Annotated in this window: 24 protein-coding genes; 21 read left to right on the top strand and 3 right to left on the bottom strand. The window is 43.3% G+C overall.

Annotated features, from left to right (window positions below; genetic code table 11):
- The first annotated feature begins 4 nt into the window (after nt 1-4).
- From G628_RS0114260 to pflB, 4 genes are all read left to right on the top strand, one after another.
- Nucleotides 5-565 (top strand): NUDIX hydrolase, encoded by a 561-nt coding sequence (locus G628_RS0114260; protein ID WP_026656175.1) that lies wholly within the window; start codon nt 5-7, stop codon nt 563-565.
- Nucleotides 566-584: 19 nt separating this feature from the next.
- Complete coding sequence (locus G628_RS0114255; RefSeq protein ID WP_026656174.1) at nt 585-1,346, top strand: Crp/Fnr family transcriptional regulator; 762 nt, start codon at nt 585-587, stop codon at nt 1,344-1,346.
- A 38-nt stretch (nt 1,347-1,384) separates the two neighbouring features.
- Complete coding sequence (gene pflA, locus G628_RS0114250; RefSeq protein ID WP_027209405.1) at nt 1,385-2,113, top strand: pyruvate formate-lyase-activating protein; 729 nt, start codon at nt 1,385-1,387, stop codon at nt 2,111-2,113.
- Nucleotides 2,114-2,278: 165 nt separating this feature from the next.
- A complete protein-coding gene (gene pflB, locus G628_RS0114245; protein WP_027209404.1) occupies nt 2,279-4,543 on the top strand; it encodes a formate C-acetyltransferase in 2,265 nt (754 codons plus the stop codon).
- A 96-nt stretch (nt 4,544-4,639) separates the two neighbouring features.
- Here the strand turns inward: pflB and G628_RS0114240 are convergent, their stop codons facing one another.
- The gene (locus tag G628_RS0114240) at nt 4,640-5,146 is read right to left on the bottom strand and encodes a helix-turn-helix domain-containing protein (protein WP_026656170.1); all 507 of its coding nucleotides are present in this window, start codon (nt 5,144-5,146) and stop codon (nt 4,640-4,642) included.
- Nucleotides 5,147-5,184: 38 nt separating this feature from the next.
- Nucleotides 5,185-6,540: a magnesium transporter gene (gene mgtE, locus G628_RS0114235; protein WP_026656169.1), complete on the bottom strand. Its 1,356-nt coding sequence runs from the start codon at nt 6,538-6,540 to the stop codon at nt 5,185-5,187.
- 356 nt (nt 6,541-6,896) lie between these two features.
- On the opposite strand from mgtE, the gene G628_RS0114230 reads away from it, so the two are divergent.
- The 14 genes from G628_RS0114230 (at nt 6,897) to G628_RS17590 (ending at nt 19,680) form a co-directional block, all read left to right on the top strand.
- Nucleotides 6,897-7,544: a hypothetical protein gene (locus G628_RS0114230; RefSeq protein ID WP_026656168.1), complete on the top strand. Its 648-nt coding sequence runs from the start codon at nt 6,897-6,899 to the stop codon at nt 7,542-7,544.
- 60 nt (nt 7,545-7,604) lie between these two features.
- Nucleotides 7,605-8,270, top strand: a complete 666-nt coding sequence (locus G628_RS19215) for a hypothetical protein (protein ID WP_034501019.1) — start codon at nt 7,605-7,607, stop codon at nt 8,268-8,270.
- A gap of 127 nt (nt 8,271-8,397) precedes the next feature.
- Entirely contained in the window at nt 8,398-10,206 is a 1,809-nt protein-coding gene (aspS, locus tag G628_RS0114220) for an aspartate--tRNA ligase (RefSeq protein ID WP_027209403.1), read from the top strand.
- A gap of 267 nt (nt 10,207-10,473) precedes the next feature.
- Nucleotides 10,474-10,731 (top strand): AtpZ/AtpI family protein, encoded by a 258-nt coding sequence (locus G628_RS0114215; protein ID WP_242827237.1) that lies wholly within the window; start codon nt 10,474-10,476, stop codon nt 10,729-10,731.
- 27 nt (nt 10,732-10,758) lie between these two features.
- On the top strand, nt 10,759-11,169 hold the full coding sequence (locus G628_RS0114210; RefSeq protein WP_026656165.1) for a hypothetical protein: 411 nt from the start codon (nt 10,759-10,761) through the stop codon (nt 11,167-11,169).
- Nucleotides 11,170-11,179: 10 nt separating this feature from the next.
- Nucleotides 11,180-11,950, top strand: coding sequence for a F0F1 ATP synthase subunit A (locus G628_RS0114205; RefSeq protein WP_027209402.1), 771 nt, complete (start codon nt 11,180-11,182; stop codon nt 11,948-11,950).
- A 66-nt stretch (nt 11,951-12,016) separates the two neighbouring features.
- Nucleotides 12,017-12,298 carry an ATP synthase F0 subunit C gene (gene atpE, locus G628_RS0114200; RefSeq protein WP_026656162.1) on the top strand — a complete coding sequence of 94 codons (282 nt, stop codon included), beginning with the start codon at nt 12,017-12,019 and terminating at the stop codon, nt 12,296-12,298.
- 33 nt (nt 12,299-12,331) lie between these two features.
- Nucleotides 12,332-12,859, top strand: coding sequence for a F0F1 ATP synthase subunit B (gene atpF, locus G628_RS0114195; RefSeq protein WP_034462099.1), 528 nt, complete (start codon nt 12,332-12,334; stop codon nt 12,857-12,859).
- A gap of 19 nt (nt 12,860-12,878) precedes the next feature.
- Nucleotides 12,879-13,418 carry an ATP synthase F1 subunit delta gene (gene atpH, locus G628_RS0114190; protein WP_026668427.1) on the top strand — a complete coding sequence of 180 codons (540 nt, stop codon included), beginning with the start codon at nt 12,879-12,881 and terminating at the stop codon, nt 13,416-13,418.
- A 24-nt stretch (nt 13,419-13,442) separates the two neighbouring features.
- Nucleotides 13,443-14,972, top strand: a complete 1,530-nt coding sequence (gene atpA / locus G628_RS0114185; RefSeq protein WP_026656159.1) for a F0F1 ATP synthase subunit alpha — start codon at nt 13,443-13,445, stop codon at nt 14,970-14,972.
- Nucleotides 14,973-14,987: 15 nt separating this feature from the next.
- Nucleotides 14,988-15,848, top strand: a complete 861-nt coding sequence (atpG, locus tag G628_RS0114180) for an ATP synthase F1 subunit gamma (protein WP_026656158.1) — start codon at nt 14,988-14,990, stop codon at nt 15,846-15,848.
- Between the two features lie 16 nt (nt 15,849-15,864).
- Nucleotides 15,865-17,259 carry a F0F1 ATP synthase subunit beta gene (gene atpD, locus G628_RS0114175; RefSeq protein WP_026668428.1) on the top strand — a complete coding sequence of 465 codons (1,395 nt, stop codon included), beginning with the start codon at nt 15,865-15,867 and terminating at the stop codon, nt 17,257-17,259.
- A gap of 11 nt (nt 17,260-17,270) precedes the next feature.
- The gene (gene atpC, locus G628_RS0114170; protein ID WP_026656155.1) at nt 17,271-17,684 is read left to right on the top strand and encodes an ATP synthase F1 subunit epsilon; all 414 of its coding nucleotides are present in this window, start codon (nt 17,271-17,273) and stop codon (nt 17,682-17,684) included.
- Nucleotides 17,685-17,793: 109 nt separating this feature from the next.
- Nucleotides 17,794-19,680 (top strand): sialate O-acetylesterase, encoded by a 1,887-nt coding sequence (locus tag G628_RS17590; RefSeq protein ID WP_051199230.1) that lies wholly within the window; start codon nt 17,794-17,796, stop codon nt 19,678-19,680.
- Nucleotides 19,681-19,698: 18 nt separating this feature from the next.
- Here the strand turns inward: G628_RS17590 and G628_RS0114160 are convergent, their stop codons facing one another.
- Nucleotides 19,699-20,613 carry an AraC family transcriptional regulator gene (locus tag G628_RS0114160; RefSeq protein WP_026668429.1) on the bottom strand — a complete coding sequence of 305 codons (915 nt, stop codon included), beginning with the start codon at nt 20,611-20,613 and terminating at the stop codon, nt 19,699-19,701.
- Between the two features lie 105 nt (nt 20,614-20,718).
- Here G628_RS0114160 and G628_RS0114155 point away from each other — a divergent pair, with 105 nt between their 5' ends.
- From G628_RS0114155 to G628_RS0114145, 3 genes are all read left to right on the top strand, one after another.
- The gene (locus G628_RS0114155) at nt 20,719-22,701 is read left to right on the top strand and encodes an alpha-glucuronidase (protein ID WP_027209401.1); all 1,983 of its coding nucleotides are present in this window, start codon (nt 20,719-20,721) and stop codon (nt 22,699-22,701) included.
- Between the two features lie 336 nt (nt 22,702-23,037).
- Nucleotides 23,038-23,985: an ABC transporter permease gene (locus tag G628_RS0114150; RefSeq protein ID WP_026656154.1), complete on the top strand. Its 948-nt coding sequence runs from the start codon at nt 23,038-23,040 to the stop codon at nt 23,983-23,985.
- A 17-nt stretch (nt 23,986-24,002) separates the two neighbouring features.
- A complete protein-coding gene (locus G628_RS0114145; RefSeq protein WP_034462098.1) occupies nt 24,003-24,878 on the top strand; it encodes a carbohydrate ABC transporter permease in 876 nt (291 codons plus the stop codon).
- The last annotated feature ends 5 nt before the right edge of the window (nt 24,879-24,883 follow it).

Here is a 24,883-nt window from a genome sequence, read left to right as displayed (position 1 = left end):
ATTTATGGAATTTCAGTACTTAGAGAAAAAGGAGCAGGGCGAGTTCATTACCCGCTACGACCTTCATTACAAAACTGTTGATAACAAGGATAAGACATACGAGATAATCAGCAGAAATCCCGATCTCAAGGGATATGACGATATTCACAACAACAAGATCGATGCAGTTGTGCTTATCATGCACGATGAGACTGGGGAAAAGATACTTATAAACAAAGAGTTCAGACTTGCACCGGGCGCATGGGTATACAACTTCCCTGCAGGTCTTATCGATCCCGGTGAAGTACCGGAGGAGAGCGCAAGAAGAGAACTCAAGGAAGAAACAGGACTTGATATAATCAGTATTGACGAGTGGATTGGCGAAAGTTACAGTGCAGTCGGTTTCTCAAATGAAAAGAACCTTTGCTGCGTCGGAAAGGCGGCGGGAACTTTTTCAAAAAGCAGCTCGACATTGGAAGAGATAGTACCCGGCTGGTATACCAAAAAAGAAGTAAGAGAACTGCTTAAGACTCAGCCTTTTGCTGCAAGGACGCAGGCGTATTGCTACTTATGGTCGAAGGAGTAATGAGAGTCGGTATTTGTTTATGAATGATAAGAAAGAGATACAAAAAGGAATATATCAGGGCCGGAGCCAGGCAGAAGAGCTAAAAAGAGGAATCATAGGGCTCAATATCTGTGAGGAGTGCGGTGGACTATGCACTGCGAGTGTCCCTATTATCGAGGGACTTCCTGTAAATGCGCAGGTAAGCCTTATGGAGCATTCTGTTCATGAGACTCTCAAGAAGAACAGTTATCTTTTCAGAGAAGGCGAACCCGTTGATTCCATATGCATAATACGAAAAGGAAGAGTTAAGCTTTGCAGATACGATTCTCTCGGAAGAGAGCAGATCATAACGATTCTTGCAGATCATGACATCATTTGGGAAGGCATGTTTTTGGATGGCAGTATTTATCCTTATTCTGCGGTTTGCCTTACAAATGCTTCTATTTGCCAGATACACAGGGATGATTTCATTAAAGTTGTGGACGATCCTTCGGCTGCTATGAATATCATCATTCTTTTGAGCAAAAAACTCCACGATGCCAATGAGAGAAACATGCTTCTTTCCACAAAAGACCCGATGGCCAGACTGGCGGGCTTTTTGATGTACAGAGTTGACAGGAGTGTGGGCGATGACATAGTATTAAAACTCGATGACATTGCCGCAAGTGTAAATCTTCGAACAGAGACTGTCAGCAGGAAACTCAGGGAGATGGAAAAGAGCGGGCTTATTGAGCGAGTCGGACATGCCAAGATCAGGGTGCTCGACAGAGATGCCCTTAGAGAAATATACATTTATCAGTAAATTTATCTTTTTAAGATATTTTATGAAACGGAGTAATAATGGTTAAAGGTGCAATTCATTCAATAGAAACATTCGGTTCCGTAGATGGACCGGGAATCAGATTTATTGTGTTCCTTAAGGGATGCAAATTAAGATGTAAATACTGTCACAATGCCGATACATGGGATCCAAATTCGGAAGATATGCGTACTCCCGATGAACTTCTTGATTTTGCTGAGAGATACAGAAGTTACTGGGGAGAGGAAGGCGGAATAACTGTAAGTGGCGGAGAGCCGCTTCTTCAGATAGACTTTTTGATCGAACTGTTTAAGAAGGCCAAAGAGCGCGGAATAAACACGTGTATAGATACGGCACTTCAGCCTTTTACGCGTGAGGAGCCTTTCTTTTCCAAATTTGAGGAACTGATGAAGTATACGGATCTTCTGCTTGTTGATATCAAGCACATCGACAGGGATGAGCATATAGAGCTCACGGGGCTTCCGAATGATAATATATTCGATGGATTTAGGTATCTGTCGGATATTTCCAAGCCCATATGGATCCGCCACGTACTCGTGCCCGGAATAACCGATGATGATGAATATCTCAAGAAGACAAGAGAGTTTATAGAGACACTTTCCAATGTGAAAAAAATCGAGGTTCTTCCCTATCATTCAATGGGACAGCATAAGTTTGAGACGCTTGGAATACCGTATAAGCTTGACGGTGTCAAATCTCCTTCAAAAGAGAGAGTTGATAACGCAATGAAAATTTTAAATGGGAAATAATTTCAGGAGAGCAGTTGCAGACAGCGACTGCTCTTTCGGCTTATTTTAATATTAATTTTAATAAAAATGTGAAATTTGATTACAATCAATGTTTGGACATGTAACAGGTGATATCATCAAACTCGAACAATACATATGATAATATTTTAACGAGGAGTACGTAAAATGAACGAAGCATGGCGCGGGTTTAAGGGAACCCATTGGTTGGATGACGTTAACGTAAGAGATTTCATCCAGAACAACTACACACCTTATGATGGAGATGAGAGCTTTTTGGCTGACCCTACAGAAGCTACAGATAAGCTTTGGGGCAAGCTTCAGGAGCTCCAGAAACAGGAACGTGAAAAGGGCGGCGTTCTTGAGTGTGAGACAGAGGTTGTTTCTAGTCTTACAGCATATGGCCCCGGATATATCGATGAGTCTATGAAGGACCTTGAGCAGGTTGTTGGTCTTCAGACAGACAAGCCTCTTAAGAGAGCATTCATGCCTTTCGGCGGAATCAAGATGGCTGAAGAAGCTGCTGAGACATACGGATACAAGGTAAATGAGAAGTTCCACAAGATCTTCACAGAGTATCACAAGACTCACAACCAGGCAGTATTTGATGCTTACACACCTGAGATGAGAGCAGCAAGACACAGCCACATCGTAACAGGTCTTCCTGATACATACGGCCGTGGACGTATCGTAGGCGACTACAGAAGAGTAGCTCTTTACGGTATTGACTACCTCATCAAGAAGAAGATGGATGATTACAACAACTGTGGTGACGGAACAATGCTCGACCACATCATCCGTCAGAGAGAAGAAATCTCTGAGCAGGTTAGAGCTCTTAAGGGAATGAAGGAAATGGCAGCCGTTTACGGATTTGATATTTCTGCTCCCGCTAAGAACGCTAAGGAAGCTGTTCAGTGGCTTTACTTCGGATACCTTGCAGCTATCAAGACTCAGAACGGTGCTGCAATGTCAGTTGGACGTGTTTCAACATTCCTTGATATTTATATTGAAAGAGATATTAAAGAGGGAACTCTTACAGAGAAAGAGGCACAGGAACTTATCGACCACATGACAATGAAGTTCAGAATGGTTAAGTTCGCTCGTATTCCTTCATACAACAACCTCTTCTCAGGTGATCCTGTATGGGCTACACTTGAGGTTGGTGGACTTGGAATGGACGGTCGTCACATGGTTACAAAGAACGACTTCCGTTTCCTTCATACTCTTGAGAACATGGGACCTTCACCTGAGCCTAACCTTACAGTGCTCTACACATCTAAGCTCCCTGAGACATTCAAGAAGTATGCTGCAAAGATTTCAGTTACAACATCTTCAATCCAGTACGAGAACGATGATGTTATGCGTCCTATCTGGGGCGATGACTACAGCATCTGCTGCTGCGTATCTGCTACACAGACAGGTAAAGAGATGCAGTTCTTCGGAGCAAGAGCTAACCTTGCTAAGTGCCTTCTTTACGCTATCAACGGTGGTAAGGATGAGAAGTTCCTTACAAAGGACGGCAAGCACATGCAGGTAGGTCCTGAGATGGCTCCTATCACAGCTGACGTACTTGATTATGATGAAGTTATGCACAAATATGACATCATGATGGATTGGCTTGCAGGACTCTATGTAAACATCCTCAACCTTATCCAGTACATGCATGATAAGTACTACTACGAAGCAGCTGAGATGGCTCTTATCGATACAGATGTAAGACGTACATTCGCTACAGGTATCGCCGGATTCTCACACGTTGTAGATTCACTTTCAGCTATCAAGTATGCTAAGGTTACAACTGTTCGTGATGAGTCAGGTCTTGTTGTTGATTACAAGGTAGAGGGAGACTTCCCCAGATACGGTAACGATGATGAGAGAGCAGACGAGATCGCTGTATGGCTCCTTAAGACATTCATGAAGAAGATCGAGAAGCACCACACATATCGTGATTCTGAGCCTACAACATCTATCCTTACAATCACATCTAACGTTGTTTATGGTAAGGCTACAGGTGCTACACCTGACGGAAGACCTGCATTCGCTTCATTCGCACCTGGAGCATCACCTTCATACGGTGCTGAGAAGACAGGACTTCTTGCTTCACTTAACTCTGTTGCTAAGATTCCTTACGAGTACGCTCTTGACGGAATTTCTAACACACAGACAATGAATCCTAACGCTCTTGGTCACGACGATGAGGAGAGATCAAACAAGCTTGTTAGCGTTCTTGACGGATACTTTGACCAGGGTGCACACCACCTTAACGTTAACGTATTTGGTAAGGAGAAGCTCATCGATGCTATGGAGCATCCTGAGAAGCCTGAGTATGCTAACTTCACTATCCGTGTATCAGGATATGCTGTTAAGTTCATCAACCTTACTAAGGAGCAGCAGCTCGACGTTATCGCACGTACATGCCACGAGGCACTTTGATCTTAGATCGTACGTAATATAACATGTAAATAAATAGGGACGGCTCGAGATAATCGAGTCGTCCTTTTTATATTAATAAAAAAGATCTGAAAGCAATTAAGCTTTCAGGTCTTTTAATTTCTTTTCATCTATCTTGCCTTCTGCAATTGTATTTTTTACCCATAACCTAAGGGCTTCAACAGTCATATCTATATTGTCCAGCTGACGCTGTATTTCGGCGAAATCTTTGAGTTCGTCATCTGTTATGCGCCCATCTGCCGTTATGTCTATTAAACGAGCTTTCTGGTTGTCCAGAGAATTAAGTGCGGATAACATTCCAAGTACAATCTCCGATAATGATGAAATCTTAACCTCGGGAACATTGCCTTTTCCGATCCGGCACTCGTGAGTGCAGTAGTAGTTGCATAACTCAGGCTTCTTATAAGCGACAGCCATATCTGCAACGTCTTCCGGCTGAACGGATGTCTTATCTGTTTCTATTTTTTCAAGGCGGCTGTCACTTATTGTTCCGATAAGTTCGCTTGCCTGAGCTCTGGTCAGGCCGGCCTCTTCACGTGATGTGAAATAGATGTTCTTATTCTCTTTTACTGATTTCTTACCCATATCTCCTCCGGGGCGATGTTTACTGTGATGTCATATTACTATGCCAATAATGCGGTTGCAATGTTCAAGAAAACAAGCAGTGACAATGCATCAACTATTGTGGTAATGAACGGACTTGCCATAACTGCCGGGTCAAAGCCGAAGCGTGATGCAAGCATGGGAAGGAAACAACCTACGAGTTTTGCAATGAGCACAACAACAAAAAGTGTCAGGCAGACAACAAGTGATGTTGCGATCGGAACGCCGTGAGCAAAGACAAGAAGTCTTATAAAGTTAGCAACGGCAAGGGTAAAACCGCAAAGAACCGCAACTCTTATTTCTTTCCATACTATCTTAAATAAGTCTTTGAACTCAATTTCTTTCAGTGACAATCCGCGGATAATTGAAACGCTTGCCTGTGAACCTGCATTTCCGCCTGTATCCATAAGCATCGGGATGTATGCGGTCAGTGCAAATGCTGTCAAAGCTGCTTCATAGTGTGCTATGATTCCGCCTGTAAATGTGGCGCTGACCATAAGGAACAACAGCCATGGAATTCTGTTTCTGTAGGTTTCCAATATGCCTACCTTGGGATAAGGCTTATCGGACGGCACGATAGCAGCCATCTTCTCGATATCCTCGGTAGCCTCTTCTTCCATGATGTCCACAACGTCATCGATGGTGATGATACCGACCATACGTGACTCGTTGTCTACAACGGGCATTGCCGTGAAGCCGTACTTCTGGAAGATTCTTGCTGCTTCTTCCTGGTCGGTCATTGTGTTGATACTGATGACATTGGTGTTCATTATGTCGCCGATGATCTCATCGGGCTTTGTTATAAGAAGGTATCTGAGCGCAACGGTTCCGACAAGTATTTTCTGTCTCGATACAACATAACAGATGTTGATAGTTTCGGAATCTACGCCTTTTTTCCTGATTCTTTCGATAGCGTCGTTGACCGTCATATCTTCACGGAGGTCTACATACTCCACGGTCATAATACTTCCGGCTGAGTCTTCGGGATATCTGAGCAGGTGATTGATATCAGCTCTTGTCTCGGGGCTCGCATTGGCCAGAATACGCTTTACTACACTGGCGGGCATCTCTTCCAAAAGGTCGGTGGCATCATCCGCCATTAAGTTGTCAATAATGTTGGAAGCTTCTCGGTCTGACAGTGAACGAATGATATACTGCTGATCATCCAGTTCCAAGTCGGCAAATACATCCGCAGCCATATCCTTGGGGAGGATTCTGAACATTTTAAGTGAATCCTCATCCTCCATCTCACCCATTGCGGCAGCTATATCAACTGTGTTCATTTCTGAGATGGTCTGGCGGAGCATGGTGTACTGCCTTGCTTCAAGAAGCTCTTTTAGAATCTCAACGATTGTTTTCTCTTCTTGTAATTCCATGATAATCTCCTTTTGCGTATGTGGTTTTTATGGTACTTCGACCAGGAGCAGGATCACTGCCGCATCGATGTGAATCTGACTTCATAAAAACCACCACCTTTCCTTCGGGGATTATCCACTTACGTGAATCGAAACGCTCAAGATAATGAGCATAATTGTTAAAAAATTGCAGTCTGAATGACTGTGAACTATAACGCAAATTAACTTTAACACAAATTGGTTGACTTGTGTATAGAAAGATTTTTGGGAAAAATCGGGTTGTCATGATTGCAAGAATGAGTTATCTTAATAGTGTCAAAAAAGAAGAGGAAGAGTTACTGTTGTGGGGGCGTATATGTAGATTTTGTGGGGGTAAAATGAAAAAGGATTTAATAGGTAAGAAACGTGTGGTTACTGCAATTTTAATGTTTGTCTTTTTTATGGGAATATGTAAGACAGATGTTTATGCGGCAGAAAATAAGGTTCGCGTAGAAGATGGAAATACTGCGGTAAATATGGTGCTTCCCGAATACGGAACATGTTTTATGGGTGGCAAGACTATCTATTCCGATGGAACCGGACGCCTTACGAATGCTTCTGAAGTTTCAAGACTTATGGCCGGAAGTGGATATGACCTTTGGATTTCTGCAAATGAAGGCGAAATGTCGGTAACCGTCGAGAATTTTGATACTAAGGGCAAGGATCTATACAACATGCCTGATGAAGCAATCAAAAAATTTTTTGGAAATCTCGAAGACCAGATCCGTAATTCAATGAAGAATCAGGGAGTAAAGGTAAGTGAGATAAGTACCGACATCGTCAAGAGCAATAAAAGTAAGTACCTTCGTGTAAAAACAGTTGCTGAGCCACCTTATGCCGAGGTGTATCAGTTTTGCACTCTCAAACAGAACAAGATGATAACCATCAAACTTGTTTGTTATAACAAAGTCAGAGACATTAATTCATTCGCGCTTAATCCCAATAGTATAGTACAGAATACGACAATTGAAAAAGTTGTAAAGTAAATATATCTTTTTGCCGATATACATTATATAATTAATGTATAGAAGATCGGAGGTGGTCTTATGGGCAAAAAATGTCTTATTGTAACTATTGTTATGGGCATGTTGCTTATTGTTTTCGGATATGGGAAAACAGAAGATGCCTGCCCCGGATCCGATGCGTCGGATGAAATTGGAATAGACCGAAAACCGGTGATTTATCTTTATCCGGAGGAGGACGCTACAGAGGTTTCTGTAACGCTGGATTATGACGGCAATCTCACCGAGCTTGATCCTATCTTCAACATAGAAAACGGCTGGAAAGTAACAGCCGACAGAGACGGAACGATCACCTATGAAGGAGAAAAGTACGACTATCTCTATTGGGAAGGAGATCCCAATAGCAATTATAACTTTTTCTCAGGTTTTTGCGTAAAGGGAGAAGATACGGAAGCCTTTCTTGAAGATAAGCTTACCGAGATCGGACTTAATGAGGCTGAGAAATCGGAATTTATCGAATACTGGTTGCCTCAGATGGTTGATAATAAGTACAACGTTATCAGTTTCCAGGGAAGTTCCTATACTAAGGGGGCGAAGCTTGATATTGAGCCTAAACCTGATACTTTGATCCGTGTATTTATGGCTTGGTATCCTTCGGATAGATATGTGGGCCTTAATCCTCAGTATCTGGATGAATTCAACAGAGAAGGCTTTACTGTTGTTGAGTGGGGCGGAAACAGAGTAAAATAAGGTTTCTCGTTTTTGCTTGCAACTATTACAATGTTGGTCTAAAATGTTGTGCGTGGTATTGGATAAAATCCGTGCCACGCACAACTTTATTAATGCAGATTTATAATACAGAAATGGAGTAACACTAATGATGCAATCACGTACACATAACTGCGGTGAACTTCGTATCGATAATGTCGGCGAGAGCGTAACTCTTGTCGGATGGCTTGAGAATATGAGAGAAGTCGGAAGCGGACTTGGATTCGTAGTTCTTCGCGACTTCTACGGCACAACACAGATTGTCCTTGAGACTGAGGAAATGGTTAAGACAGCCAAGGCAATCAACAAGGAATCAACAATTTCCGTAAAGGGAGTTGTAAGGGAGAGAAGTTCCAAGAATCCCAAGCAGGAAACCGGAGATATCGAGGTTGTTCCCGAATCAATCGAGATTTTGGGACGCTGCCGTTATAACGAGCTTCCTTTTGAGATCAATCATTCAAGAGAGGCTGACGAGACTGCACGTCTTAAATATCGTTACCTCGACCTTAGAAATCCCGAGGTTAAAAAGAATATTATCTTAAGATGCAATGTAGTTGCAGCGCTCAGAAGCGCTATGACAGAGCACGGCTTCCTTGAGATCACAACACCTATACTTACCGCATCTTCACCTGAGGGTGCAAGAGACTACCTTGTTCCCGCAAGAAAACATCCGGGCAAGTTCTATGCTCTTCCCCAGGCGCCTCAGCAGTTCAAACAGCTCCTTATGACAGCAGGATTTGACCGCTATTTCCAGATCGCACCTTGCTTCCGTGATGAGGATGCAAGAGGAGACAGAAGTCCCGGAGAATTCTATCAGCTTGACATGGAGATGGCATTTGCTTCACAGGAAGATGTATTTGCGGTTATCGAGGATGTACTTCCTCCTATATTTGCTAAATACGGTAATTATGACCGTGCTTCAGGAGCTCCGTTCATGAGAATTCCTTATCTTGAGGCAATGGAGAAATACGGAACAGATAAGCCGGATCTCAGGATCGACCTTACTGTTCAGGATGCTACGGAAGTTCTTGCAGATTGCGGATTCGGACCTTTTGCAACTAAGGCAGAAGATGGCTCTGCAACAGATGTAAGGATCAAGGCTGTAGTTATTTCTGATTTCAAAGAGAGCAGAAAGTTCATCGATAAGACAATCGGAGATGTTGAGGTTCAGTCAGGAAATAAGGCATACTGGTTCAGAATGGATGAAAACAATGAACTTGTCGGCGGAATCGCTAAGTTCGTTGCACCTATCAAGGATAACGTGATTTCGGCGCTCGGAATTAAGCCCGGTGATCTTGTTGTTCTTTCGAGCGGCAAGCTTGGAGCAGCTCAGAAGACAGCAGGTGTTGTTGTTAAGATATTTGGCGCCGCTGTTCCCGGACACATGGACAAAGAGCAGTATACATTCTGCTGGATTGTAGATTTCCCTATGTACGAGATCGGTGAAGAGTCAGGAGAGCTTGAGTTCTGCCACAATCCTTTCTCTATGCCAAGCGGAGGTCTTGAGACACTTCTTAAGGCTGAGAAAGGCGAGATCGATCCTCTTACTATCACGGCGGATCAGTACGATCTTGTATGTAACGGCGTAGAGCTTTCATCGGGAGCTGTTCGTAACCACGATCCCGAGATTATGATAAAAGCATTTGAGATGGTAAGACTTGGCGAAGAAGACGTTAAGGCTAAGTTCCCTGCCATGTACAACGCATTCTGCTACGGAGCACCTCCGCACGCAGGAATTGCACCCGGTGTAGACCGTATGGTAATGCTTCTTGCAGGAGAGGATTCTATCAGAGAAATCATTCCTTTCCCTATGAACAAGAATGCAGCGGACGTTATGATGGGAGCACCCGGATACGTAACAGACAAGCAGCTTGAAGAGCTTCACATCAAGACAACTGCTGTCGAAGAAGAACAGTAAAGAATTCAATATTTTATGAAAAATTAAAGGCAATGTCGCTTAAAAACAGATTATATTATCTGTATTTTAGGCGGCATTTTTTAAATGTTGCGACACTTATATGCGTAAAACAGTAGCTTTTCTAATTTTGGCATAAACCTTGCAAAAGTAGCTTATTGACAGGGATTGGTTGAGAAATGAACGTAAATAGAGTATCATATAAATTAGGTTTGTTTCGACTTTTATAAGAAAAGGAGTGTAGTCAGAATTCAGATGCAAATGAAGCGAATGTCTGAAATACTTGGTCAATTTGCTATGGTCGGTCAGCTGGGGCTTTCTTTGATAATGCCTCTTTTGATGTGTCTGGGGTGCTGCTATCTGTTATGCTCTAAGCTTTCGATAGGGGAGTGGGTCTATATACCAGGTTTTATCATGGGGCTTGGAGGTTCTATTACAACTGCGTACAAGGTGTATCTGCAAGTAATCAATAAAGAAGAAAAAAAGAAGAAAAACAACAACGAAGTGTCTTTCAACAGGCATCATTGATATTTACGGATGGAAAGAGGACAGCGCATGAAATTACAGAAGGCTGTAAAAAAAGAAACAGGAATAATTGCCGCATCGGTAGCGGTAGGCATTATTGTAATGTATCTTGTATTTTTCTGTTTGCACATGGTAGTTCCCGATTGGGCGCCATTTGACATAAAAGTTATCATAGGCGGAATAGGCGGTTATCTGATCGCTGTAGGTAATTTCTTTTGGATGGCGGTATCTGTGCAAAAGGTAGCATCTATTGAGGATGAAGACAGAGCTAGGAAGACTATGGGAGTGAGCTATAGGTATAGAACGATGATCCAGTTTCTCTGGGTTATTCTTTCTATAGTTTTACCGTTCATCAATCCGGTGGCGGGTATAGCGCCCTTATTCGTTCCCAGCATTGTGATTAAATTACGCGGGATTATATCTGCGGGGAAAGGAGGTTGAAGGCGAAGATATGAGTAAAGAATTCTCGGTCGTAGGCCCCAAGGTATACGCGACTATCCGTACGGGTATTCCCGTTCTCGGAGATCTGAAGATTACAGAGACACTTGTAGTCACATGGATCGTAATGCTGATAATTACAGGTTTGTGTATATTCCTTACCAGGGATCTAAGGATGGAGAACATTTCAAAGAGACAGGCATTTGCGGAAATGCTAGTTGAAATGGGTAATAACTTTGTTCGTAATAACACCGGAAGCACAAAATTTGATAAGTTGATTCCATTCGTTTCGGCTCTGTTTGTTACTAGTGTGGTTTCAAACCTTATCAGCCTTACAGGACTGCGAAGTCCGACAGCAGACTTATCTACAGAAGCCGCCTGGGCACTTGTGGTATTTACAATGATTACCGCAACTAAGATCAAGACTAATGGATTTGGCGGATATTTAAAGGGATTTACGACACCTATTGCGGTTATGACCCCGTTCAATATTCTTTCAGAGCTTGCTACGCCGGTTAGTATGGCGTGCCGTCACTTTGGAAATATTCTCTCGGGTGTAGTTATCGATGGTCTTATCTACTGGGCATTGGGATTGGCATCGGCCGCATTACTCGGACTTATTCCGGGAGCGGTAGGAGACTTCCTCTCAAAGATACCGATCTTGGGAGTCGGATTACCGGCTATCACAGGCGTATACTTTGACTGGTTCTCAGGATGTATGCAGGCATTTATTTTCTGTATGCTGACAGTTATGTACATCGCAAATGCAGCAGAAGAAGGCTGACAAAAAAGTAAAAAATACTAAAGAACAAAAAACAATTAAATTGCGTTTTTAGGAGGCAAAAAAATTATGGGTGATTTTCAGGTATTAGCTAAAGGTATAGCACTTGCAGGTTGTGGAATCGGTGCAGGATGTGCACTTATCGCAGGTATCGGACCCGGTATTGGTGAAGGAACTGCGGTTTCTAAGGCTCTTGAAGCAATCGGACGTCAGCCCGAGTGTAAGAGTGATGTAACAAGCACAATGCTTCTTGGTTGTGCCGTTGCAGAGACAACAGGTATTTATGGTTTCGTTACAGGTCTTCTTCTTATTTTCGTAGCACCTGGAATGTTCATGAACTACCTTAATTGATGAAACGAGCTTTCGTAACGAAGGAGAAACAATATGGGAATAAAGGCTCTTTTGGCAGTGACTGCAGAAAACCAGGCACTTGTCACAGTGAACTTCTGGACCCTTATTCTTCAGATCTGTAACCTCTTTATACAGGTATTTTTGATAAAGAAATTTCTTTTTAAACCAATCAACAATATCCTTGAGAAGAGACAGAATCTTGCGGATAAGGCAATAAAAGAAGCCAGAGAAGCCAAGGAAGAAGCAGATTCTCTTAAAGACCAATATGAGAGCAGCCTTACAAAAGCTCATTCCGAAGCTGCACAGATCGTATCTGATGCGCAGAAAGAGGCTCAGACCAAGGCAGATGCTTTGGTGCAGGATGCACAGAAGGAAGCGGCTGATATCAAGGCAAGAGCTGCTGCTGATATTGAGCAGGAGAAGAAGAAAGCTATCAACGAGGCTAAAGATGAAATCGGCGGACTTGCAATGGATATTGCAGGTAAGGTCGTTGAAAAAGAAATAAACGAGAACGATCACAAGAAGCTCATCGAAGACTTTATTAGTAAAGTCGGAGCTTGATCCAAGAAAAGAGGTAATCATGAGTAAAGCTGGAGATCTTTATGGGCAGAGCCTATATGATCTGGCAGCAGAAGTGAACCTTACGGATGAAATACTGGGACAGATGGAGGTGGTTGAAGGACTCTTTAAAGAGAATCCCGATTATATCACACTCCTTTCGGAACCCTCGGTTCCCAAGAAAGAGAGACTGCAGCTTGTCGATGATGCGCTCAAAGACGGCTGTCAGGAGTATCTTCTGAATTTTATCAAGATTCTTATTGAGAAAGGCTTGCTTAGAGAGTTTTCGGCTTGCCGAAAGAGATTCAGAAAGTGCTACAACTCGGACAACGGCATCGCAGATGCTCTTGTTACATCGGCTGTTGCGCTTGATGATTCACAAGTAGCCAAACTCAAGGAGAAGCTTGAGGGAATAAGCGGCAAAAAAGTTTTGCTCAGACAGAAGGTAGATCCCGGAATCCTAGGTGGTGTCCGTGTTGATCTTGAGGGACAGCTTTTTGACGGAACGGTCAAAGGCAGGTTATCCGAACTTAAGAGACGAGTCGACGAGACAATTATATAAACCAAAATTACGTCGGAGGATAATATGGAACTAAAACCAGAAAAAATATCCGAGGTCATTCGAAGCCAGATAAAGAATTATCAGAATGCAATAATCCAAAACGAGACAGGTACAGTTCTTACCGTCGGTGACGGTATCGCCAGAGTAAGCGGCCTTTTGAACTGTATGTCGGGAGAACTTTTGGAGTTTGAGAATGGTACATTCGGAATGGCTCAGAACCTCGAGGAAACAGTAGTATCAGCGGTTTTGTTCGGCGAGGATGTAGGAATCAGCGAAGGACAGACTGTTAAACGTACGGGAAGAGTCGTATCCGTTCCCGTAGGAGATAAAATGATCGGACGTGTTGTTAACGCCATCGGTCAGCCTATTGACGGACAGGGACCTATCGAGACAACAGAGTACAGACCTGTTGAATCACCTGCTCCCGGAATCATTGCAAGACAGCCGGTTAAGGAACCTCTCCAGACCGGTATCAAAGCTATCGATTCAATGATCCCTATCGGTAGAGGTCAGCGTGAGCTTATCATCGGTGACAGACAGACCGGTAAGACAACAATCGCAATTGATACGATCCTTAACCAGAAGGGCAAGGACGTTATCTGTATTTACGTTGCTATCGGACAGAAGCGTTCTACAGTAACGGCACTTGTTGAGGACCTTAAGAAGGGCGGAGCTATGGACTACACAATCGTAGTTGCAGCTACAGCTTCAGAACCCAGTCCTCTTCAGTACATTTCACCTTACACAGGTTGTGCAATGGGTGAGTACTTTATGAACAAAGGAAAGCACGTACTCTGCATCTATGATGACCTTTCAAAGCATGCGGTTGCATATCGTGCACTTTCACTTTTGATCAGAAGACCACCGGGACGTGAAGCTTATCCCGGAGACGTTTTCTACCTTCACTCAAGACTTCTTGAGAGAGCGGCTAAACTCTCTGATGAGAACGGCGGCGGATCGCTTACAGCCCTTCCTATCATTGAGACACAGGCAGGTGACGTATCTGCTTACATTCCTACGAATGTTATCTCCATCACAGATGGACAGATATTCCTTGAGACAGAGCTTTTCCACTCAGGAATCATGCCGGCTGTTAACCCCGGTATCTCGGTATCCCGAGTTGGTGGTAACGCTCAGATCAAGGCTATGAAGAAGGTTGCCGGAACACTTAAGCTCGTATATTCACAGTACCGTGAACTTCAGAGCTTTGCTCAGTTTGGATCGGACCTTGACGAAGATACCAAGGCACGTCTTGCACAGGGTGAACGTATCGTTGAAGTCCTGAAGCAGGATAAGAATCAGCCTGTTCCTGTTGAGAAGCAGGTAGCTATTCTTTATGCCGTTGTAAACAACATTCTTATCAAGGTTGAGGCTTCCGATATCGCGGAGTATGAGGCAGGTCTTTATGACTTCCTTGACAGCGATCCTTCAGGAATTGCTGCAATGAGAGACATTCGCGAGACAGGTAAGCTTGAAGCTGAGACTGAGAATAAACTTAAAGAGTCGCTGAACGCATATACAGATAAGTTTTTGCAGCAGAAGAATGCAAAATAATAGGAGGAATTAAAGATGGCTGGAAATATGAAAGCTGTTAAACTCCGAATAAAGAGCGTTCAGAGCACTATGCAGATCACGAAGGCTATGCAGCTTGTTGCGGCATCCAAACTTCGTAAGGCAAAAGAAAAAGCGGATCAGTCCAAGCCTTATCTCGAGACCACACTTGAGACATTGACGGATATAGCAAACGGCAACACGGATTTCAGATCTCCTTTTACCCAGAGTGGTAAAAATGACAAATGGCTCTATGTAGTCATTGCCGGAGACAGAGGTCTTGCAGGCGGCTATAACTCCAATCTTTTCAAGTTCATGGAAGCTGAGACCAAGGAACGCGACGAGATAACCGTTCTTCCTATAGGAAAAAAATCTGTAGAGTACTTCAAACACAGAAATGTGCCTATCTTTACAGAGGAATATTCCGAGGTTGCCAAAGTTACGATTTCGGACTGCTATCAGATTGCAAAACTGATCTGTGATGCATACAAAAACGGAGAGTACGGACATATTCATCTTTGCTATACGAATTTTGTATCCATGCTCTCTCAGGTGCCTACCGCTTCGTCACTTCTTCCGCTTGAAGATCTTCGTTCGGAAGAAAAGAAATCGGACGGAAAGGCAAGAGACCTTATTTTGTATGAACCTGACAGTGAGACGGTGTTCAATGCCATCGTTCCGGAATATCTGGCGGGCATTTTATACTCAAGTATCAACATATCTTATGCAAGTGAACTTGCAGCCAGAAGAACAGCGATGGAGGCTGCAACGGATAACGCAGAAGAGATGATCGATACATTGAGCTTGTACTACAACAGAGCACGTCAGGCAAGCATCACGCAGGAGATCACAGAGATCGTTGCAGGTGCTACACTATAATTAAAGGAGTTTAACAATGAGTGAAAATCATGTTGGAAAGGTAATACAGGTTACAGGACCTGTACTTGACATTCGCTTTAAAGAAGGCGAACTTCCTGATCTTCACAATGCCATAGAGATTATGATAGAGGATCGTAAGCTTGTAGCAGAGGTTGCTCAGCAGGTAGGCGACGACGTTGTTCGTTGCGTTGCCATGAGTTCAACCGACGGTCTTGTAAGAGGCGTAGATGCTACAGACACAGGAAGCCCTATCACAGTTCCTGTTGGTGAGGAATGTTTGGGAAGAATTTTCAACCTTTTGGGTGATCCCGTAGATAACGGTCCCGATCCGAATGCAAAAGAGAGATGGGCAATTCATCGTCCCGCTCCCGCATACGAGGATCAGGTACCTGCTACAGAGATCTTTGAGACAGGAATCAAGGTCGTTGACCTTATCTGTCCTTACGCAAAAGGTGGTAAGATCGGTCTTTTCGGCGGTGCCGGAGTAGGTAAGACCGTACTTATCATGGAGCTTATCAATAACGTTGCTACCGCACACGGCGGTATTTCCGTATTTACAGGTGTTGGTGAGCGTACCCGTGAAGGAAACGACCTTTACGGCGAAATGAAAGAAAGTGGAGTTCTTGATAAGACCGCACTTGTTTACGGTCAGATGAATGAGCCCCCCGGAGCAAGAATGAGAGTAGGCCTTTCGGGACTTACAATGGCGGAGTATTTCCGTGATGTTAAGAATCAGGATGTGCTTCTTTTCATCGATAATATCTTCCGTTTCACACAGGCCGGTTCAGAGGTTTCAGCGCTTCTCGGACGTATGCCTTCAGCCGTAGGTTACCAGCCTACACTGGCTACAGAAATGGGTGCTCTTCAGGAGCGTATCACATCAACAAAGAAGGGATCAATCACATCAGTTCAGGCTGTATACGTGCCTGCCGATGACTTGACCGACCCCGCTCCTGCTACAACCTTCACACACCTTGATGCTACTACGGTTCTTTCAAGAGATATCGCTTCAAAGGGTATTTACCCGGCGGTTGATCCTCTTGATTCAACAAGCCGTATTCTTTCACCCGATATCGTCGGAAAAGAGCATTACGAAGTTGCAAAGGGCGTTCAGCAGGTTCTTCAGAGATATCGTGAACTTCAGGATATCATTGCCATCATGGGTATGGACGAGCTTTCAGAGGAAGATAAGCTTACTGTTTACAGAGCACGTAAGGTTCAGAACTTCTTGTCACAGAGCTTCTCTGTTGCTGAGCAGTTCACGGGTCTTCCCGGTAAGTATGTTCCTCTTAAGGAGACTATCAGAGGATTCAAGATGATCCTTGACGGTGAGTGCGATGATCTTCCTGAGAGTGCTTTCCTCCTTGTCGGAACTATCGACGAAGTGTTTGAGAAGGCTAAAAAGCAGTAAAGGAGCTGATTATGTCCACTTCATATCATTTACAGGTTGTATCCCTGGATGGTCTTGATTTTGAGGGTGAAGTACAGAAGATAATGCTCCGTACAATAGATGGTGATGTTGAGATCCTTGCTCGCCACACCAATTATTGTACCGCTATCGGAATGGGAACCGCCAAAGTTACCATGGCCGACGGTAGTGAGAGAAAAGCGGCCTGTATCGGTGGAATGATCTCTGTAATGAACGGAGAGGTAAGAGTCCTTCCCACAACTTGGGAGTGGAGCGAAGACATCGATATTGAGCGTGCCAAAGCTGCCAAAGCTAAGGCTGAGGAACTTCTTAAGAACCAACAGCTTGATAAAGAAGCAAGGGTTCGCGCCGAGGCGAAACTGTACAGAGCGCTGGTAAGAATCGGATCCTCGGGACAGGATATCTAAGGAAATACCGAACTAGCAAAAACTGGGAAAATATTAGCATTAAGTACGCGGTAAAATAAGCCTGCGATTAGTATAATCTATCTAACATGAAAGGATGGGGTAATATACTATGGCTAGACTTACTTTACCGCGTTTGTTATCTGACGGGTGTGTTATTCAGAGGAGAAAAAGCATTCATATCTGGGGATGGGACGATGCAGGTTCTGAAGTGACTGCAAGTCTCGCAGGTGAGAGTGTTACAGGGAAGTGCGACGACAAGGGTAGATTCGACGTATATCTTTCTGCGAAGGAGAGCGGCGGACCTTATGAACTTGTTGTTTCTGACGATAAGGGCGAGAGCATTACCGTTAAAGACGTGATGCTTGGAATTGTCTGGCTCTGTACGGGGCAGTCCAATATGGAACTTCCTATCAACAGGGTAAAAGACAAATATCCTGAACTTGTTAACGTTGAAGAAAATAAGAGAATTTCTACTTTTAAGATAGTTGAAGAGACCTGTTTTGACGGCCCCTATGAGGAGCACAATACAGGAAGCTGGAAGCATGTAAGCAAAGATACTATTCTGGATTTTTCAGCTACGGCATACTTTTTTGCAAGTAAGCTCCAGAACATGACGGGACAGCCTGTCGGTCTTATCAATGCAAGCCTTGGCGGATCCAGAGCTTCTTCATGGATGAGCAGAGAGATGCTTGAAGGCTACGATGAGCTCATCGCAGAGACTGATAAGTACAACGATGAAGCTTTCAGAAAAGAGCGCATGGAATATAATGTCGCAAAGGATGAGAAGTGGCTCGGTGAACTTGCGGCTGCCGATGCGGGAATTGAGGGACATTGGGACCTTGAAGATGTTTACGATTCATACTGGGATACAATAACGCTTCCCACAATGTTTACCGGAACACCGCTTGAAGGCCATATCGGTTCTGTGTGGTTTAGAAGAAAATTTGACCTTCCCAATGAACTTGCGGGCAAAAAAGCCAGATTCTTTTTCGGAACAATGGTTGATTCCGACAGAGTATATGTGAACGGACAGCTTATCGGCGAGACAGGCTATCAGTATCCGCCTCGTAAGTACGATGTTCCCGAAGGCCTTACAAGGGAAAAAGACAACGTTATATCAATAAGACTTACCATCGAACTTGGACTTGGACGAGTTACTCCCGGTCCCGGCAAAGAATATAAGATATTTAATGAGGATGCGTCCGTTAATCTTGACGGCGAGTGGAAGTACAGGATCGGTGCAAAGTGCGGTCCCAAGCCTCCGACTGATTTCATCAACTGGAATTCTTCGGGACTCTTTAACGGCATGACTGCTCCTTGTCACAATTTCCCTATTGACGGTGTTATCTGGTATCAGGGCGAGAGTAATGTTCATGAGAAATGGGATTACGCAGACCTTACAGAGAGAATGGTCAAGGGATACAGAGATTTGTGGAAAGAAGAGAATCTTCCTTTTATCGCTGTTCAGCTTCCCAATTTTGTTATCGATCTCGATGAAAAAGAGAATTGGGGAGAGTTCAGACTTATACAGAACAAGATTCTTTCTATCCCTTCAACCGGACTTGCCGTAACAATGGGGCTTGGTGAGGACAACGATCTTCATCCCGTTACAAAGAAGCCTGTCGGTGAGAGACTTGCTCTCTGGGCAGCACATATCAAATATGGTTATAACGGTGAGTATACCGGACCTGTTGCGCTTGCTGCGGCAGCAGAAGGTGACGGAGTTAAGGTTGTGCTTGGACATGCCGATGGATTGTGCGTAGTTGATGCCGATAAAGGCACAGAGATAAAAGACTTCTTCCTTGAAGATGAAGAAGGCAAACTGCACGAAACTGAAGCGGTGCTTGCAGAAAACGCCGTGATATGTAAATGCAAAGACGGAAGCAAAACAAAGTTCAGAAGAGTTCTCTGGTGCTGTGAAAACACATACAGAGGCGGACTTGTATCAAATGTTTCGGGAATACCGATGAGTCCGTTCAAACTCCTGATACATTAAATGATCAAGAAGCCGAGCCTATTTCTTTTTTGTTGGAGCGGCTTCTTTTCCTGTGAGATCCGCACCGGTTCGGTAAAGCTTTCTAAACTCGGTTGGAGAGCACTTGTTTATGTCTTTGAACACTCGGTTGAATGTTGAAAGGCTAAAGAAGCCGGACTGGAGCGCGATATCCATGATAGACATGTTTGTATCGCCGAGAAGCTCCTGAGCCATGAGGATTCTGCGCTTAGTGATGTACTGATAGCAGGAAATACCCATATAGTTTTTGAAAAGCCTTTCAAAATGGAATTTGGAAAAGCCTGCAAGTTCAGCGAGCTGCTCAACCGTGAGGTCGTCAGATCTGTGCGAGTCGATATAGTTTGTAACAGAAACAATCTTGTCGATATTTTTGCGCTGAGGATCTGCGGAATCGGGCACCTGCTTTTTTTCGTTGGGGTGCATGCTTCCAATCTGCGCTAAGATAAGTGTGACAAGAGAGTATACGGATATTTTCAGGAATTCATCGCTTTCACCGTAGAGCCTGTCAATTTCCCAGAAATAGTTCTGAAGCTTGGCGGTCTCGATGGGATGTTCCGTCTGCTTTATGTGAACATAAGGCGGAAGCGTTTTTAGAAGCGGTACGAGCGCGGAAATCTGAGAGTAACCACCGATATCGAAGAGAAGGATAAGTTTTTCTCCTCCGTTAGATTCGGAAATATATTCATGAAGCGTTCCGGGCGCGATCATTATAAGGTCGCCGGGCGCACAGTTAACAATAGTGGATTTGTCATTATGGAACTTTATCCTAAGTGTTCCTGATAAGAGCAAAATAATCTCTACGTCGTTGTGCCAGTGTATAGGATATTTGGCAAGGGTATTGTGATACAGAAGGACGCCTTTAAGTGTGTCGTAGATGATATCTTCTCTCGCCTTTTCATTTATGTCTTGTATCATATGGATAACTCCTAAAAACGGTTTAACAGATACTACGAGATTAATTTTAGCATTTTACTATAAAAAATAGAAGAAAGATTTTTAAAAGGAAAGGTAACATTTTTTATGAAAACACAGAACTGGTCACATATGTGGCTTGGATATCACCCAATATCCAAAGGCAACAAGAATTGGAAGGTCATTTGCGACGATTTTTCCAAGGAAGATCGCGTTGTTAAGAGCGCGATAGGTGAATTTGCAACAGGGATCAAAGGATATTTTGATGCGGACATAACAGAGAATGACGGTGATGTCTACGTTCTTGAGATTGCAAAAGATGCAAATATAGCAGAGGAAGGCTATTTTGTAAAAGGTGAAAAGAGTGGAATCACACTTAAGGCATCTGATGAGAATGGTGTTATCTATGGCGTTTTCGCAATCCTCAGAAAGCTCGGTGCAAGAGTGGCTGTTGAAGATATTTGCGAAGAAGCAGCTCCTTCCAATCCTCTCAGAATGATGAACCACTGGGACAACATGGATGGAAGCATTGAAAGAGGATATTCGGGAGAATCATTCTTTTTTGAGAATGACGAAATGTATATAAATGAGAGAACCGTTGACTATGCACGCTTTATGGCAAGTGTCGGAATAAACGGAATTGTCATCAACAACGTTAACGTTAAAGGGGCGGCTACTTACCTTATTACAGACAGATTTTTTGATAAGGTAAAAGAGCTCGGGGATGTATTTGCAGATTACGGAATAAAGCTTTACCTCTCGATCAATTTCGCGGCTCCTATAGAGCTCGGCGGACTTGAAGTATGCGATCCCCTTGATGAAGATGTTATCGCATGGTGGCAGGCTAAGTCAAAAGAAGTATTTGAAAAGCTTCCCGGATTTGGCGGATATCTCGTAAAGGCAGATTCAGAGGGAAGACCCGGTCCGTTCACATACGGAAGAACACAGGCGGACGGAGCAAACATGCTTGCTGATGCTGTTGCACCTTACGGCGGAATAATCATCTGGAGATGCTTTGTTTACAACTGCACTCAGGACTGGAGAGATTACAAAACTGACAGAGCAAGAGCAGGATATGACTACTTCAAGGACTTTGACGGCGAGTACCACGATAATGTAATCCTTCAGATTAAGAACGGTCCTATGGATTTCCAGATAAGAGAGCCTATTTCTCCTCTTCTTGGCGGACTTACCAAAACAAATCAGCTTCTTGAAGTTCAGATCGCACAGGAGTATACGGGACATCAGATAGATCTTTGCTATCTCATGCCTATGTTCAAGGAAGTTCTTGACTTCCGCACATATTGCAGTGAGAAGAACGATACGGTTGCCGATATCGTAAGCGGAAGAACAATGGGCAATAAGCTTGCCGGAATGGCAGCGGTAATAAATACAGGGAATGATTTCAACTGGACAGGAAACGATCTTGCTGCGGCAAATCTCTACGGTTTCGGAAGACTTGCATATAACACTGAGCTAAGTTCGGAAGAAATCGCAAGAGAGTGGGTTGCGCTTACGTTTGATATGGATAAGGCATCAGAGGATAAGCTTGTTGATATGCTCATGAGATCAAGGGATATCTATGAGAAATACACATCACCTCTCGGAATCGGCTGGATGGTAACTCCTCACGAGCACTACGGCCCAAGTGTTGACGGATATGAGTATTCAAGATGGGGTACATATCACAGAGCCGACCACAAGGGAATCGGTGTTGACAGATCCGATAAGGGAACGGGATATGCGCAGCAGTATTATGAGCCAAACGCATCAGCATATAACGATCCCGAGAAATGTCCCGAAGAGTTGCTTCTTTTCTTCCATCATATTCCGTATACATGGAAGCTTAAGAGCGGAAAGACTCTTATCCAGTACATCTATGATTCTCACTTTGAAGGAGAAGAGGGGGCTGAAAAGCTCGCCGAGGACTGGAATTCACTCAAGGATGTTGTAGATCCCGATGTATTCGCAAGGGTTGCCGAGAGATTTGAGCTTCAGGTTGCCAATGCAAAAGAGTGGAGAGACCAGGTTAACTCTTACTTCTATAGAAAGAGTGATATCGCCGATGAACAGGGCAGAAAAATTTATTGAGTAATAAAATTGCGAAAAAGTTGATGAATACGGAGCTTTTCTGAAATAAAATTTTGAGATGTGTAGCACGATTTCTTTAAATATGCAAAATGGAGTCGTGCTATGCATTTTTTGTGCATAAATATTCGCACACGATATAACAAATATAGCAAGTTTTGCAATAAAAACAACAAGTATGTCAATTGTAAATAACGCTAGAAAAATAGCGGGATGCGGCTGTTTTTTTGTCGCAAATATCGAGATGAAAAAAGCATTATTTGATAGGATTTAGCACAAAATGATAAGTAGAATTATTATACAAGTTGTGCAATTTTTTTATTATTTAGGGAGAGTTTTATGAACAAAATTAAAAGTGACGCGCCGGAGAGTCGTAATCCGGTCAGTATCTATTTTAAGCGTTATTGGCAGTTGTATCTGTTATTGGCGCTTCCTATGCTGTACTTGCTTATTTTTAAGTATATTCCTATGGTTTATATCCAGATTGCTTTTAAGAAGTACAGTATTGTTGAGAGTATTTGGAAACAGAAGATTGCTGCGAATCATGGATTCCAGTATTTCATCCAGGCATTTTCCGACAGCGATTTCCGAAGGGCACTCAGAAATACTTTGGTATTGAATCTTCTCGATCTTGCAATCGGATTCCCGATTCCGATTATCTTTGCACTTCTTCTTAATGAATTGTGCTTTAAGAGATTCAAGAAAGTAGTTCAGACTATTGCGTATATGCCTCACTTTCTTTCATGGGTAATTATCTATGGATTGGCACTTCAGTTGTTCACACCTTCAACAGGTCTTGTAAATATGGTCATCAATAATCTCGGAGGAGAGTCGGTTCCTTTCCTTAATGATCCGGGACATTGGATCTGGACATATATATTCCTGGGCGCATGGCAGAGCTTTGGTTGGAATTCAATCGTTTATCTCGCAGCCATTGCAGGTATCAACAACGAGCTTTACGAGGCTGCATCTGTAGACGGTGCCGGCAGGCTCAGCAAGATCTGGCATATTACTTTGCCCGGAATCAGATCAACTATCGTTTTGCTTCTTATCATGCAGATCGGTAACATTCTTGGCGGAACATTTGACAGACCTTTCGCACTTAGAAATAACCTTGTTATCTCATGGGCAGAGGTTCTTCCTACATATATTTATTCACATGGTATTAAGGGATTGCAGTTCTCTCTTACCACTGCAGTTGGATTCTTCCAGTCTGTTGTGGGAGTAATTTTCCTGCTTCTGGCTAATACAATTTCCAGAAAGCTTGGAGAACGTGGTATTTGGTAAAAGAGAGGAGAACGTAAATGCATAAGCCTAAGCATTATATAAGCGATTATGTCATCGCTGCAATTTGTGTAGTAATAAGTTTGATATGTATCATACCGATGATCAATCTTCTTGCAAGGTCACTGAGTTCAACAGATGCTCTTATCAAGCATGAAGTATATCTTTTCCCTGTTGATATCAATGTCGGTGCATATCAGATGGTTCTTACAGATCCAAAGTATATTAAAGCATTCGTTTGGACTGTAATTCTTACAATTATTTGTACCGTAGTTTCACTGGTTATGACAGCGGCATGCGCATATCCTTTGATCTACTCCGAGCTTAAGGGACGTAACGTGATCAATATCTTTATCACGATCACAATGTTCTTTAACGCAGGAACTATCCCGAACTACCTCCTTATGCAGAGTTTGGGACTTTTGAACAAACCCCTGGTACTTATTCTTCCGGGATGTTTGTCAGTTTATAACATGATCATTATGAGAAGTTTCTTCTATGGAATACCTGAAAGCTTACGTGAGTCTGCACAGATTGACGGTGCATCATTCTTCAAGATACTTTCAAGTATTTATATTCCGCTTTCAAAGCCCGTTATAGCAACACTTGCTCTTTTCTATGCGGTAGGTCGTTGGAACGGATATTCGGATGCTCTTATGTATTTGAGCGGCCCCGGCGGAAGCAAATGGTATCCTTTGCAGCTTCTTTTGTACAACATTCTTAATAATGTAAACAGCGTTGAAGTTGCTACTCAGGAAGGATTCTCTTCACCCGGTCTTTCAGAAGCTCTGAAAGCGGCTATTGTTATGTTCTCAACGGTTCCAATACTGTGTGTATATCCAAGACTTCAGAAGTACTTTATGTCCGGAGTCATGGTCGGCGCAGTAAAAGAATAAACTCA

The sequence above is a fragment of the Butyrivibrio hungatei NK4A153 genome (assembly GCF_000424465.1).
Classification (GTDB): domain Bacteria; phylum Bacillota; class Clostridia; order Lachnospirales; family Lachnospiraceae; genus Butyrivibrio; species Butyrivibrio hungatei_A.
The sequence above is the reverse complement of the archived record's forward strand: the minus strand, read 5'-3'. Positions and strand labels throughout refer to the sequence as shown.